General features: G+C 59.1%; 13 protein-coding genes. 7 read left to right on the forward strand and 6 right to left on the reverse strand.

From position 1 onward, the window contains the following. Positions 1-757: 757 nt before the first annotated feature. Together IEV00_RS04840 and IEV00_RS04845 are read left to right on the forward strand one after the other, a co-directional pair. The gene (locus tag IEV00_RS04840) at positions 758-1282 is read left to right on the forward strand and encodes a Fur family transcriptional regulator (protein ID WP_229723059.1); all 525 of its coding nucleotides are present in this window, start codon (positions 758-760) and stop codon (positions 1280-1282) included. Between the two features lie 68 nt (positions 1283-1350). Next, entirely contained in the window at positions 1351-2826 is a 1476-nt protein-coding gene (locus IEV00_RS04845; RefSeq protein ID WP_188359152.1) for a catalase, read from the forward strand. A 130-nt stretch (positions 2827-2956) separates the two neighbouring features. Here the strand turns inward: IEV00_RS04845 and IEV00_RS04850 are convergent, their stop codons facing one another. Beyond that, a complete protein-coding gene (locus tag IEV00_RS04850; protein WP_188359153.1) occupies positions 2957-4270 on the reverse strand; it encodes an SseB family protein in 1314 nt (437 codons plus the stop codon). Between the two features lie 147 nt (positions 4271-4417). Between IEV00_RS04850 and IEV00_RS04855 the strand changes: the two genes are divergently transcribed. Both IEV00_RS04855 and rarD read left to right on the forward strand, forming a co-directional pair. Then, entirely contained in the window at positions 4418-5779 is a 1362-nt protein-coding gene (locus IEV00_RS04855) for a DUF6882 domain-containing protein (protein ID WP_188359154.1), read from the forward strand. Between the two features lie 101 nt (positions 5780-5880). After that, on the forward strand, positions 5881-6801 hold the full coding sequence (rarD, locus tag IEV00_RS04860; protein WP_229723060.1) for an EamA family transporter RarD: 921 nt from the start codon (positions 5881-5883) through the stop codon (positions 6799-6801). A 102-nt stretch (positions 6802-6903) separates the two neighbouring features. On the opposite strand, the gene IEV00_RS04865 is transcribed toward rarD, so the two are convergent. From IEV00_RS04865 to IEV00_RS04880, 4 genes are all read right to left on the reverse strand, one after another. Then, a complete protein-coding gene (locus IEV00_RS04865) occupies positions 6904-7050 on the reverse strand; it encodes a methionine/alanine import family NSS transporter small subunit (protein ID WP_188359155.1) in 147 nt (48 codons plus the stop codon). A 3-nt stretch (positions 7051-7053) separates the two neighbouring features. Further along, entirely contained in the window at positions 7054-8658 is a 1605-nt protein-coding gene (locus tag IEV00_RS04870) for a sodium-dependent transporter (RefSeq protein ID WP_188359156.1), read from the reverse strand. 160 nt (positions 8659-8818) lie between these two features. After that, positions 8819-9889 (reverse strand): polyprenyl synthetase family protein, encoded by a 1071-nt coding sequence (locus IEV00_RS04875; RefSeq protein WP_188359157.1) that lies wholly within the window; start codon positions 9887-9889, stop codon positions 8819-8821. Between the two features lie 36 nt (positions 9890-9925). Then, the gene (locus tag IEV00_RS04880; protein ID WP_188359158.1) at positions 9926-10624 is read right to left on the reverse strand and encodes a demethylmenaquinone methyltransferase; all 699 of its coding nucleotides are present in this window, start codon (positions 10622-10624) and stop codon (positions 9926-9928) included. A 180-nt stretch (positions 10625-10804) separates the two neighbouring features. Between IEV00_RS04880 and IEV00_RS04885 the strand changes: the two genes are divergently transcribed. The 3 genes from IEV00_RS04885 to IEV00_RS04895 are packed head-to-tail and all read left to right on the forward strand — an operon-like array spanning position 10805 to position 13225. Beyond that, positions 10805-11593 (forward strand): ABC transporter substrate-binding protein, encoded by a 789-nt coding sequence (locus tag IEV00_RS04885; protein ID WP_188359159.1) that lies wholly within the window; start codon positions 10805-10807, stop codon positions 11591-11593. A gap of 12 nt (positions 11594-11605) precedes the next feature. Beyond that, complete coding sequence (locus IEV00_RS04890) at positions 11606-12400, forward strand: amino acid ABC transporter permease (protein WP_188359160.1); 795 nt, start codon at positions 11606-11608, stop codon at positions 12398-12400. A 33-nt stretch (positions 12401-12433) separates the two neighbouring features. Next, positions 12434-13225, forward strand: coding sequence for an amino acid ABC transporter ATP-binding protein (locus tag IEV00_RS04895; protein ID WP_188359161.1), 792 nt, complete (start codon positions 12434-12436; stop codon positions 13223-13225). Here IEV00_RS04895 and IEV00_RS04900 read toward each other — a convergent pair. Next, positions 13222-13599: a cupin domain-containing protein gene (locus IEV00_RS04900; RefSeq protein ID WP_188359162.1), complete on the reverse strand. Its 378-nt coding sequence runs from the start codon at positions 13597-13599 to the stop codon at positions 13222-13224. The genes IEV00_RS04895 and IEV00_RS04900 overlap by 4 nt on opposite strands. Positions 13600-13621 lie beyond the last annotated feature (22 nt).

The following is a 13621-nucleotide window of genomic DNA, read 5'->3' on the forward strand; positions in this document are numbered from 1 at the left end:
GTTTCATAAGTGAACAAATTTTCAAGTAGTAACGGCCCGGACTCCACGCTGAGTACACCGGTAAGCGGTAATTCCCCTTTATATAGATACTACGACATAATTGGGCTATTTAGTCGAAAGATTTATCACCTACGAGCATGAAGCCGGGGCACCAGACTGTACCCCGGCTCCACCTCGGAGAAGGTGCGTATCTATATAATCCGGTCAACAACGACCGGTGGGGTGAAACCAAGAACTTCCCGGGTTCTAAGTTTCCCCGCAATGCCAGAGTCCCTAAGAGTATTGACCTGCGACGTCACACTCACCCTCGCATTGATGCGTAAGGGATTCTTCCCCATTCAACCCTTACGTCCCTATTTAGTTATGTCTTGCCCCGATTCCCCAACCGGTTCAAGAGCCCCCGCGAGCTTGTCGCAGATTTCTCTGCTCACCATCAGCATCTTCACCGGCGCGATCAGGAGCATTCCTGGGTGACTGCCTTTGGTTCCCGCTTGCGGGCAACGGTTTTTACGCCGTCACCCATTAAGAGCGGAGCGGGGCAAAATCATGACGCGAAAATCCAAAAAAATTTTTAATTTTTTCGCACAAATCCCCTTAAAGAGCGTTTGACTAGCAGAAACACTCTGCCAAAAGTTTTTAAATTTTCTTCCCTCCCCCAGCGCCAAACCTCCCCGGGACCCTTGTTATTTTGAGTAAGTCAAAATAAAATGGAAAGCAACGAAGAATACCCCTACCCAATCCTCAAGGAGGTGACACCGTGTATGTAGGTCAAGATATTTCGCCCGAGGCTCTCAAAGAGACCTGGTCTTCCACCCTGCGCAATAAGGGGCGGCGCGTGACCAAGCAACGCCTCGCCGTCCTTACCGCAGTCCAAAAGCACCAGCACTCCCCCGCCGAGGCCATTGTGGAGGCGGTGCGTGAAGAATTACCCAGCATCACGGTTCAGTCCGTTTACGTGATTCTTGCAGACCTGGTAGATATCGACCTGCTCCGGCGCTTCGAGCCGCCGGGAACCCCCGCCCTCTACGAAACCCGAATCGGCGATAACCACCACCACGCCTTCTGCATTCGCTGCGGAAAAGTGGAGGACGTCGACTGCGCTGTGGGGTCTGCTCCCTGCCTGGTTCCCAACAACTTCCACGGCATGGCGTTGCTTTCAGCAGATGTGCTTTACCAGGGAATCTGCGCAGACTGCCAGACCAGCGAAGAACACGAGCTGGCCACCCGCCAGCAGGCAGCAGCGGCGGCCGAACACCCGCACGTTTTCAAGGTTGCCTCGTAAACTTCCGTTGAAGCTCCAGGCCTCAACGGTGTCCGTAGCCCGGCTACAACTCACAGATAGGAAAAACAATGGTTGCTCACCAGCCTATTCATCCCGAAAAGTTCACCACTACAACCACCGGTACCCCCGTTGCTTCAGATAACGATTCGCTGACCGTCGGCGCTGACGGCCCCATCGTTCTCCACGATGTCTACGCCGTTGAGAAGCTGGCCCAGTTCAACCGCGAGCGCGTTCCCGAGCGCGTCGTCCACGCCAAGGGTGCGGGCGCTTTCGGCTACCTGGAAGTCACCGAAGACGTTTCCCAGTACACCAAGGCTGCCCTTTTCCAGCCCGGTGTGAAAACCGATCTTTCCATCCGTTTCTCCACCGTGGCAGGCGAGCAGGGCTCGCCCGATACCTGGCGCGACCCCCGCGGCTTCGCCATTAAGTTCTACACCACCGAGGGTAACTACGACCTGGTGGGTAACAACACCCCGGTCTTCTTCATTCGAGACACCATTAAGTTCCCCGATTTCATCCACTCTCAGAAGCGCCACCCCCAGACCGGTCTGCGCTCCCACGATATGCAGTGGGACTTCTGGAGCCTGCGCACCGAATCTGCCCACCAGGTCACCTGGCTCATGGGCGACCGCGGTATTCCCGCAAGCTTCCGCCAGATGGATGGTTTCGGTTCCCATACCTACCAGTGGATTAACGCTGAGGGCGAGCGATTCTGGATCAAGTATCACTTCAAGACCGACCAGGGTAACGACTACCTGACCGCCGAAGAAGCAGAGCGTCTGGCAGGTAGCGACCCCGACTACCACCGCGAAGATCTGCACAACGCAATTGCCAGGGGTGACTTCCCCTCCTGGACCCTCTACGTACAGGTGATGCCCTACGAGGATGCCAAGACCTACCGCTTCAACCCCTTCGACCTGACCAAGGTCTGGCCGCACTCTGACTACCCCCTGATTAAGGTGGGCAAGATGACCCTGAACGAGAACCCCAACAACTTCTTTGCCGAGGTGGAGCAGGCTGCCTACTCCCCCGCGAACTTCGTTCCGGGCATTGGCCCCTCCCCTGACAAGATGCTGCTGGGCCGCATCTTCTCCTACCCCGATGCCCACCGTTACCGCATCGGCGCTAACTTCGCCCAGCTGCCCATCAACCAGGCGAAGAACGCTCCGGTGAATAACTACAGCATCGACGGTGCTATGCGCCACGAGTTCAACGCTCCCGACGTTCCCACCTACGCCCCCAACGGTGCCGGTGGCCCCCACGCGGAGCCCGAGCGCACCACCGAGGCCAACTGGGAGTCCGACGGTGAGCTGGTACGTACCGCCGCCACCCTGCATGCCGAGGACGATGACTTCGGCCAGGCCCGCACCCTCTACACCGATGTTATGGACGACGCCGCCCGCGAGCGCCTGGTGCACAACATCGCCGGCCACGTGGGTGCTGTGGAGTCCGCTGAGATTCGCGAGCGCGCTTTCGGCTACTGGTCTTCGGTTCACGAGGAACTGGGACGCCGCGTGCGTGAGGCTGTAAACGCCGCGCAGTAGATATTCAGGGAGCGTCCGAGAGCGCCCCGCCCACTAAGGGAGGTTGGGCGGGGGCACTCTCGGGCCCTCCATTTACTCTTCTGAGCCAACTTTAAAAGAAGTACCGCCGGTCCAACCGGCGGTACTTCTCTTAGGCCTGGGAATTCTCCACCAAACTAATCAGCTCCCTCACCTGCTCAATAGGCAGGGTTGCCGAGGGGTTAGCCGCGTTAATACGGATTCCCGTGGCATTCATCTGCTGGGCAAACTTGAGGACTTCCAGGGCGGGCGCTGAGCGCACCTCGAGGCTGGGGTCTACCGCGGCCACCTCGGCGGCAGAGGTGAAGGCCAGCATGGTATCTGGGTCTTCGTCACCGGTGGAAGGTACAAAAATGGGGGTGTCTGTACCGGGGCGAACCCCCATGAGCAGAAAAGCGCCGGGGGCAGCCAGCGAGGAGAGCAGCAGCTGCATGTCTCCTGTCATTAGTGCCCGCTTGGCGGAATCGTTAAAGGGAGTGGAGAGCACCCAGCCTGCCTGCGGCTTCTCAATAAAAGTCTCGTGATCCGTACCGGGGTCAATCACCAGCAGGTCGGTAGAGGAATCCTGCACAAAGTCCATGAGAATCTTGGTGGCGTTCTCGCGCATCATCAGCGGTTGCACGTCGGGGCTAGTAGCTTCTGCGTGATTGAGCAGGTGTTCCGAGGAGGAAAAGGCGCACACCGCCCGCATACCGTTGGAAAGAATCAGGGTCTTATACTCGATACGGGATTGGGGCCCGGCCGGATTCTGCCCCTCAGCCACCAGCTCTGAACCGGTGATGTCCATGAGAATTTCTCCACCCAGGCTGGCCCGGAGCACATTGACCACCCCGGAGTCAGTCCGCCGGCCGGGCTCAATAGCTTCGAGGGCGACCACCAGGTAGGGGTTGGGCACCTCGGCATCCTCACCTCGCCCGCTCGACCCGCCCGTGCGGCGTCCTTCAAGACGCTGCCGCGCCCAGTCGGGAATCCGCTCTTCGGCGCGGGGAAACTCCGCCAGGTGGGCGCGCAGTTCGCGGGCGGTCAACCGCCCCTCACCCTCCCAGTCCTGGGGTTCTTCCTGGCGGTTATAGGCCGCGCCAATCTGGTACTGGGGGTTGGGCCAGTCCTTGGCGGCAACCACCACGGTTGCGGTAAACCAGGTGCCCTCCACCTCGTCATAGGCCGCCTGCTGAAGCTTGTGAATTTCCGGCAGCGCCTTGGAGGTCGACTTCAGGGGGCCAACGCTACCGACGTAGTCTTGGTCGTCGCGGCTTTCAACCACGCGAACAAAAACCGAGTCGGTCAGCGGCTTGATATCGAGCACCAGCTCGTTCCAGCCGGGTTCTGCCTGCACGGTCGCCAGCAACCAACTACCGATAGCGTTGAGCGCTTCTTGAATCTTGGCGGGGCGTTCTTCCGGGGCAAAACGGGTTGTTTCAGTCATATATCCATTAAATCAAGTTTCCTTGAGCGCGGTCTGTGATTTATCTCTTGGGCCTCCAAAGCGGATTTGCCAAGTGGGCTGTGTAACCTCCATGTTGAGGGCGAAATGAACAGGCAGTTAGCCCCAATCATTGCTAGCCTTTAAAGCATGACTAAATCACTGCAGGATCTGATTGACGAATCAATCTTCATCTCTACTGAATACCAGGCGCGGCTTGCCGAAATCAGCAATGGTTCTGACTGGTCGGTGGACTTCTCAGCGCCCTCTTTTACGCTGAATTCTGATAGCTCTGTTCAGCTGAATCCCTACCTGCTGGGTACCGAGTCTGAGAACCGCGGTTCCTGGATTTGGTCGTGGCAGGAACTGGGCCACTTCCCCGATTCGGTCGTTTCTGCAGCGATTCAGGCGCGGGAGTCGGGCGGGCAGCACAGCATTGCTGAGCTCACCACCGACGAGCTGGTGCTCTCTGACGGCCTGGCCCGCCGTCTAACCCTGGCGGCCAAAGCCCTGACCGGCCTCTACGCCCACTACCCGGTGAGCGCCGGTGCCGGTGTGCGCGCCTGGATTCTTCTGGACGGCGACGCCCTGGAGCTCGAGGCCCCCACCGTCAACCGTATGGGTCGGGTGATGGCTGAGACCCTGAAGTCCAACACCATCGTCAACCAGCAGCGGGCCGTTGATTCCTACGCCCGTCTGCGCGGTGCCCACATCGCCTGGGACACCGAGGCTACCGCGGTGATTACCGCCACCGACGGCGCCCTGCGCCTGTGGTTCGACGAGGGCAAGATCTCCGGCATTGAGTCCGCCGAGCCCCAGGCAGATTCTGCCGAGCTCAACCGTTGCGCTGCCCAGGCTGTTGCCCTGCGCGAGCAGCTGGCCTCCGAGCGAGCCGAGATTGAGCGCATTGCCGCAACCGAAGCAGCCCAGCAGATTGCAGCCCGCGAAGAGGCCCACGCTGAAGAGGTGCGCCAGAGGGCTGAGGCTGAGGCAGCTGCCGAGCGCGCCGCAGCAGAAGCTGCCGCCGCCGAAGAGGCCGAGACTGAATCCTCAGCCGAGACCGGCGAGAGCACCTCCACCGAGCAGCCCCAGGCAGCTGAGGCACCTGAAGAGGTTGAGGGCGTTGTCTCTACCGACCGCGTCTACCGCGATGCCGAGGCTCCCTTCGACCAGGATCCCCGCGAGGACGCTCAGCCCGGTCGCGTGACCACCTCTGCCATTGCCGATGAAGAAATCGAGGCAGAGCCTGCAGAAGCTCAGGTTGCCGAAACCGAGGCTGTTCAGTCAAGCGAGCATGAGGCAGAAGCTGCCGAGACTTCTGAGCGACCCAGCTCCGTTGCTGTAGGTGCGACCGAAGACGAAGAGATCGACGAAGCCGACCGCCGTCCCGGTGCCTTCCGCGTGGCTGGCCAGGCCCCCGACCTCGAGGCAGAGCGCGAAGAGGCAGCGCGTCGTCCCGAAAAGAAAGACGACAAGAAGAAGGGCTTCTTCTCCCGCTTCTTCGGTCTCTAAACAGACCTTCTCCAGTCCCCGGTAGCACCCCTGGCGCAGCCGGGGACTTTCTTTTGCCCCTATGATGGTTCAAGCACTAAAACACGAGAGGAAGGGTAGCGGTGAAAGAAGCGGAGCAGGCGCACGGTTTCTTGAAGAACGGTACGGGCTCAATTTTGGGCACCTACCTTCTGTGGGGCGCCCTGCCCCTCTACTTTGCTCTGACAGCTCCGGCTCATGCCTTTGAGGTGGTTTCCGCCCGCGTTGTCTTTTCGCTGATCTTCTGCGTTTTTCTTCTCGCGCTCACCCGCGGAGGCTTTGCCCGGGTGATTAGTCTGATGAAGAGCCCCCGAATGCTGGGTATTCTGGCCGCCTGTGCCCTGCTCATCGGCGCCAACTGGACCCTCTACGTGGTAGCCACTACCTCGGGGCACACCCTGGACGCTTCGCTAGGTTACTTCATCAATCCGCTGGTCTCGGTCTTCTTGGGGGTGCTCTTTCTGGGTGAGCGGCTCCGCCCCGCACAATGGATTGCGGTGGCGCTGGCGGGAATCTCGATTATTCTCATGAGTATCTTCTACGGCCAGGTTCCCTGGTTGGGCTTGGGCCTGGCGGGGTCTTTTGGCTTCTACGGGCTCGTCAAGTCCAAGCTGGGCGGTAAGGTAACTCCACTGACCTCGCTCACCCTGGAAACCCTGGTGCTTCTGCCCCTGGCACTACTCAGCATGGGAATCTTTTTCTCAACCGGAACCGCCACCCTCGTCTCAGAAGGCTCCGCGCACTTCTGGATCTTAGCGGCGTCCGGAATCATCACCGCCGTGCCCCTGCTGCTCTTTGCCGACGCCGCCTCCAAGCTCCCCCTGAATGTCATCGGCATGGCCCAGTACATCACTCCCACCCTGCAGTTTCTGATTGCTTTCTTTATTTTTGACGAGCCACTCACCACCGAACGCCTGCTGGGCTTCATCGGCATTTGGATTGCCTGCCTTATCTTTGCTAGTAGTACGATGAGACATTCTCGTACAGCACGTAAAGCTCAGTGAGCAAATCTCAGAACAATAGCTAAAAACAGCGGTGTCTTATCCCTACCATCTAGTGGGGAGATAAGACACCGCTGTTTTAGTAATGAGGAGCCCTAGCCCGGCTTAGTCAGCCAACGGGTCGTATTCGTCTACCTCGCTGGCGTGCTCAGTCGGTTCGGGGTGGCGCATCAGGTTGAGGATGGCCAGGCCCAGTCCGCCCCAAATCATCACGATGGAGACGATGAGCATAATGAGTGCCGAAGAAGTCATCGGTTATACCTCCTTATTCAGGTGAGCCCGGGCGGCTGCCCGCGAAGGATCAACGTGGGAGTCCTGAACCTTACCGCCGGAGATCGGAGGTGCCGGAGGCTTCAGAGCCGCGCGGGAGGTCTTAGACCAGGGCAGGAAAGAGACCACAATTGCAAGAACCAGCAGCAACACCACCATGCCCCAGCCAAAGACGTTCAGCAGGGCGGGCGGGTAGCCCTCGTAGGGTTCCTGGAGTGAGGTAATCAGGGTGGAAATCAGGCTGTAACCCAGGATAATCGGGGTCACCAGCGCCAGCAGAACCATCCAAATAGGGCCAATCTTCAAAGAGGCACTCTTATTGACGTGGTCGCGCAGGGCGGGCAGGGCCCGCACGATGTAGGCCAGGGTAATGATAGATACCAGGCCCGCCGCCAGAATACCGAACTGGTTGACGAAGTTATCGAGAATATCCAGCACGTAGAGGCCAGACTCGGTGGGCATCAGCAGAATCGAGAGGGCAGCCAGAGGAACACCGACCAGCAGGGTGGCGTTGACCCGGCCCATGTCGAACTTATCCTGAATACCCGCCACAATCACCTCAACGATAGAGATCATAGAGGTAAAACCGGCAAAGAGCAGGGAGCCGAAGAAGAGCAGGCCGATAATCGCACCACCGGGTGCCTGGGAGATGATGGTGGGGAAGGCGATAAAGGCCAGGCCGATACCGGAGGTTGCTACCTCAGAAACCTGGGTGCCGGCAGCGGTGGCCATGAAGCCCAGGGCCGCGAAAACGCCGATACCCGCCAGCAGCTCAAAGCCCGAGTTTGCGAAGCCGACGACGGCGCCGGTGCCGGTGAGGTCGGTCTTGGACTTCAGGTAGGAGGAGTAGGTAATCATAATGCCAAAGCCGATGGACAGGGAGAAGAAAATCTGCCCGTAGGCGGCAACCCACACCTGGGGCTCAGCCAAAGATGACCAGTCGGGGGTGAAGAGGGCGGTCAGGCCGGTCAGAGCGCCGTCCAGCGTCAGAGAGTAGACCACCAGGGCCACGAACATGAGAATCAGCAGCGGAATAAAAACGATATTGGCAGCGCCGATTCCCTTCTGTACGCCCAGGGACATCACGGCGATGAGCGCAACCCACACCAGAACGGTGGGAATGAGAATACCGGGTACGAAGTTGAAAGACAGCTCGGGGTCACCGGCTTGGAGGAAGTCGGCGGCGAAGAAGGTCGCGGGGTCATCACCCCAGGCCTGGGTGAAGGAGAAAATCATGTAGCGCAGAGACCAGGCCAGAATTGCCGCGTAGTAAATGGCAATGATGCAGTTGATTCCCATGTGCCACCAACCGATGAACTCGGTGCCCCGGTTCAGTCGGCGGAAAGACAGGGGGGACGACGCGCGGCCGCGGTGGCCCACAGCGTAGTCGAAGAAGAGGAAGGGTAGACCCGCGGTGAGCAAAGCTACCAGGTAGGGAATCATGAAGGCACCGCCGCCGTTATCGTAGGCGATGTAGGGGAAACGCCAGATGTTTCCCAGACCAACCGCGGAGCCAATCGCGGCGAAAATAAAGACCTTGCGGCTGGAGAAGCTCTCGCGCTTCTTCGGTGCCGGAGCACTTACTGCCATGGTGACCTCAGCTGAGTGAAATGTTTGAATGAAAAAGTGAGAGCCGACCGCTGACGTGCCCCAGGGCACTCTCTTCGGTCGGCTCTTAGATTGTGACTAATTATGAGGTCAAAAACTAGTAAATTTCACATTTTGAGACACCTGCGGGGTCTCAGTAGACCTAGGCTTCTCGGTGCACCACCGCGTGGGCAAAGGACTTCAGCGCCTCCTTGGCGGTGGAGTCCGGCAGGGGCTCAAGAGCAGCAATAGCGTCGTCCGCCCAACCGTAGGCAATCTTCCAGGCCCTATCGGTCACCGGGTGCTCAGCCAGGGCGGCAACCACCCGAGCCAGCTCGGCGTCGTCCGAAAGGTCTCCCCTAATCCGCTCCAGCAGGGCCGCGGCGGCTTCGTCACCCTCTGCCGCCTCCTGCTGTAGCAGGATGGTCGGCAGGGTGGGCACGCCCTCGCGCAGGTCGGTGCCGGGAGTTTTACCGGAGGTCTGGGAGGCGGAGGTAACGTCAATGACGTCGTCGGCCAGCTGGAAGGCCACACCCACCAGCTCGCCGTAGCGGGCGAGCATCTGCACGGTTGCCTCAGGCGAGTCAGAGAGAATGGTTCCATAGGAGCCGGCGGCAGCAATCAGCGAGCCGGTCTTACCCTCAATCACCTTGATGTAGTGGGAGAGCAAATCTTCACCGTGCTCGGGGCCGGTAGTCTCAAAGAGCTGGCCCAGCACCAGCCGCTCGAAGGTCTGTGCCTGTACCGCCAGCGCGCGAGAGCCCAGTTCTGAGACGATCAGCGAGGCGCGAGAGAAAATCAGATCGCCGGTCAAAATGGCTACCGAATTACCCCAGATGTTCTGGGCGGTGTCTACTCCGCGGCGCTTGGGGGCATCATCCATCACGTCGTCGTGATAGAGGGTTGCCAAATGGGTCAGCTCCACCACCACAGCGGCGTCCAAAACCCGGTCATTAATGCCACCACCGGCGGCGGCCGCCAGTAGGGTCAGCAGCGGGCGCACCCGCTTGCCACCCGCCTGGAGCAGATGGCGGGAGGCCACATCGGCGATACGAGAAGTCTGGTTAACAGAACGAGACAGCCGCTCTTCAATCTCGGTGAGCGACTCGAGAATCTGTGGTCCGAGCTGCTCATCCTGAGCAATAATCTCAAAGCCCTTGGGTAGCTTGAGATCGGTATCCAGGAAAAGAGAAGCTGATGAGCCTGCTTCAGGTGTCTGCTGAGTATCAGTCACGAATCTTGTTTCTTTTCTTCTCGTGCTTAGCTGGGGTTACTTTCCGGGCTTGAAACCGCGGTGGAGGGCCACGATTCCGCCGGTGAGGTTACGGTACTGAACATTCCGCCAGCCCGCCTGCTCAAAAGCCTGAGCCAGGGTGTCTTGATCGGGCCAATCAATAATTGATTCTGCCAGATAGACGTAAGATTCGGGGTTGGAGGAAAGGGCACGGGCAACCGGGGGGATTGCCTTCATGATGTAGTTTTTATACACCGCGCGGAAGGGGGCAAAGGTGGGGGTGGAGAATTCGTTGATGACGATTCGGCCACCGGGCTTGGTCACCCGGTACAGTTCGCGCAGGGCCCTGGGATAGTCTGCCACGTTGCGCAGACCGTAGGACATAGTGACGGCGTCGAACTCTTCATCCTCAAACCGCAGGTCGGTGACGTCCGCCTGTACAAAGGTGATGTCAGGACGCCGCTTGCGGCCGACTTCGAGCATGCCTTCGGAAAGATCGGCAGCCACCACATCTGCACCGAGGTCAGCAAAGGGCTCCGAGGAGGTTCCGGTACCGGCGGCAATATCTAGAATTCGCTGGCCGGGGGCGGCCTCAACAGCTTTGACCGTCTGGGCACGCCAGTAGAGGTGCTGCCCCATGGACATAACGCCGTTCATCAGGTCGTAGCGGTCTGCAACCTGGTCAAACATAGAAGCAATATCTGCGGTGTTTTTGTTTAGATCTGCGCGATTCACTATGCCATTGTTTCATGTTTTGGCGCTAATCCCGAGATGGAAAGTGACCTTTCCTCAGTGTGTTTCTTCATGCTCTGCCCCACAAACAGCGCCAAGAGTAATAAATTTACACATATGTGCATACTTTTGCATTATGATGTGGTGTATTGATTTTTTCCCAGCACAGCACAAGGAGCCCTCATGGCGCAGTCTCACAAAGCATTAGCCCTGGTTTCAGTTCTCTCTGCCCTGGCGCTCACTGCCTGTGAGTCCACTGCGGGAACCAACCCTGACGGCTCCATTAACCTGGTCAATGACGGGCAGCTGACCGTCTGCACCAATCCGCCCTACAAGCCCTTTGAATTTGAGGAGGGCGGAAAGATAGTGGGCTTTGACGCCGATATTGCCCGCGCTATCGCAGATGACATGGGCGTGGACCTGAACATGGCATCCACCGGCTTTGAGGGCATTGACTCCGCTGCATCGCTGATTACCGGCCAGTGCGATATTGCTTTCTCGGGCATTACGGTTACCGAAGAGCGCAAGTCCAAGATGGACTTCACCATCCCCTACCTCGATGACAACCTGGCCCTGCTGGTTCCCGCAGATTCAGAGATCACCGGTGTTGACCAGCTGGCTGGCGTGCGCACCGGTGCCCAGCAGGCGACCTCCGGCGAGGACTACGCGACTGAGGCGGGCGCCGACGTCGTGCAGTATGAGGACGCCGCTCTGATGCTCTCCTCGCTCCAGACCGGCCAGGTGGATGCCGTCGTCGCGAATATTTCCATTGTCTCGGCGGCTCTGGCCGAAGACGACAGCCTCAAGCTCGCCACCGAAATTGAAACCGGCGAGCAGATTGCCGGCACGGTCTCCACTGCCAACCCCGCCATGCTGGAGCAGGCAAACAAAACCATTCAAGAACTCAAAGACACCGGCGAACTCAGCAGGCTGCAGGAGCAGTGGTTGGGTCTCGACAACGAGCAGAAGTAAGGTCACACATTCATGGCAATCTCCCTCCGCAAGAAACAGCAGTACTCCCGCTGGGTTCAGTACGCCCTGCTGATTGTGCTCGCCCTGGTGCTGATTGTGGTGGCCGACTGGCCCACCCTGATTCAGCAGGTTTTTAACCCGACCATCATTGCTGACCAGTTCCCCGAGGTACTGACGGTCGCGCTGAAGAACACCATTATCTACACCCTGCTGGGCTTTGCCCTGGGCCTGACCCTGGGTATTCTTCTGGCGCTGATGAAGATTTCTTCGGTGGCTCCCTACCGCTGGCTCTCTACCCTCTACATCGAGCTCTTCCGCGGCCTGCCCGCCCTGGTGGTTTTCCTGGCCTTCGGCTACGGTATTCCGCTGGCTTTCCAGGTGCGCTTTAACTCCTATGTAACCGTGATGCTGGCACTGGGCATGGTCTCTGCTGCCTATATCGCCGAGGTGTTGCGCGCCGGCCTACAGGCTGTACCCAAGGGCCAGTACGAGGCGGCCCGCACCCTGGGTATGAGCCACACCCGCGCCATGGTCACCATCATTATTCCCCAGGCCTTCCGCATTGTTCTGCCCCCGCTGACCAACGAGGTTATTCTGCTGACCAAGGATTCCTCCCTGGTCTACCTGCTGGGCATGACGGTCAGCCAGTACGAGCTGGCCAAGTTCGGCCGTGAGGGTCTCTCTGCCGCCGAGGCCGGCCTGACTCCCCTGGTGGTTGCCGGTTTCTGCTATCTGATTATCACCATTCCCCTGGGTCTGCTTGCCCGCTATTTTGAAAACAAGACCAAGGCCCGCTCCCGCAAGTAACCCGCTTTAGCACTTCAGTTTTAAGGAAAATCCATGTCAGTAGCTGCCGAATCTACAGCCCCCGCCCATGCCTCGGTAACCATCACCAACCTGCACAAGTCTTACGGCTCCGTTGAGGTGCTCAAGGGGATTAACATGACCGTTGAGCCCGGCCAGGTTGTCTGCCTGATTGGCCCCTCGGGCTCGGGCAAATCAACCCTGCTGCGCTGTGTAAACATGCTGGAGACCCCCAACCAGGGTCACATTCAGGTGGCCAACCACGAGGTCACCGACCCAGACGTTGACATTAACGCCCTGCGCCAGACCATCGGCATGGTCTTTCAGCAGTTCAACCTCTTTCCCCATCTGAGCGTGCTGGAGAACTGCACCGTTGCCCAGATCAAGGTGCTCAAGCGCGATAAGGCCCAGGCCCGCGACGTCGCCCTGAAGAACCTGGCCAAGGTGGGTCTTGCCGATAAGGCAGACCGTTTTCCAGACCAGCTTTCCGGCGGCCAGCAGCAGCGCGTAGCCATTGCCCGTGCCCTGTCGATGGATCCACAGCTCATGCTCTTCGATGAGCCCACCTCAGCGCTTGACCCCGAAACTGTGGGCGATGTTCTTGCCATTATGCGCGAGCTGGCCGATGAGGGAATGACCATGCTGGTGGTTACCCACGAGATGGCTTTCGCCCGCGACGTCGCCGATCGGGTGGTCTTTATGGACGGCGGCGTGGTGGTTGAGGAGGGCACCTCCGACCAGGTGATTGGTAACCCCCAGCAGCCGCGTACCCAGGACTTCCTCTCCCGCGTACTTAACCCCACCGGGGTGGGCCTAGAGGAGAGCTAGTGCTCGGTAGCGGGCAGGTTCACCGTGGGCTCGGGGTGGAGCTCACCGGTGAGCATGGTAACCATCACGGTGGAAGGTTCGGTTGCCGTGAGTTCGTGGAGCAGGTGGGCGGTGAGATGAATGGGCTTACCGGGCACCAGATGGAGCGTATCTCCGCGCACGGTAAAGTCCACCGCACCCTTGAGCACCTGCACCACCACCGGATGAACGCTGTGGTGCTCCTTCCAGGTTTGCCCGGTGGCAAACTCGAGAAGCACCAGGTTAGCGCCGTCCGCCTCTAAAATTTTCTTGGCCTGGGGCTTGGTTTCAAAGGGTTCCAGCTCCTTGAAGAGCTCGTTAAACTCAATGACCCTACCCTCGTGAGTTCCTGCCACGGTGGCCTCCTTCTGCCCGCCC

This window comes from Rothia aerolata, assembly GCF_014635585.1.
Classification (GTDB): Bacteria; Actinomycetota; Actinomycetes; order Actinomycetales; family Micrococcaceae; genus Rothia; species Rothia aerolata.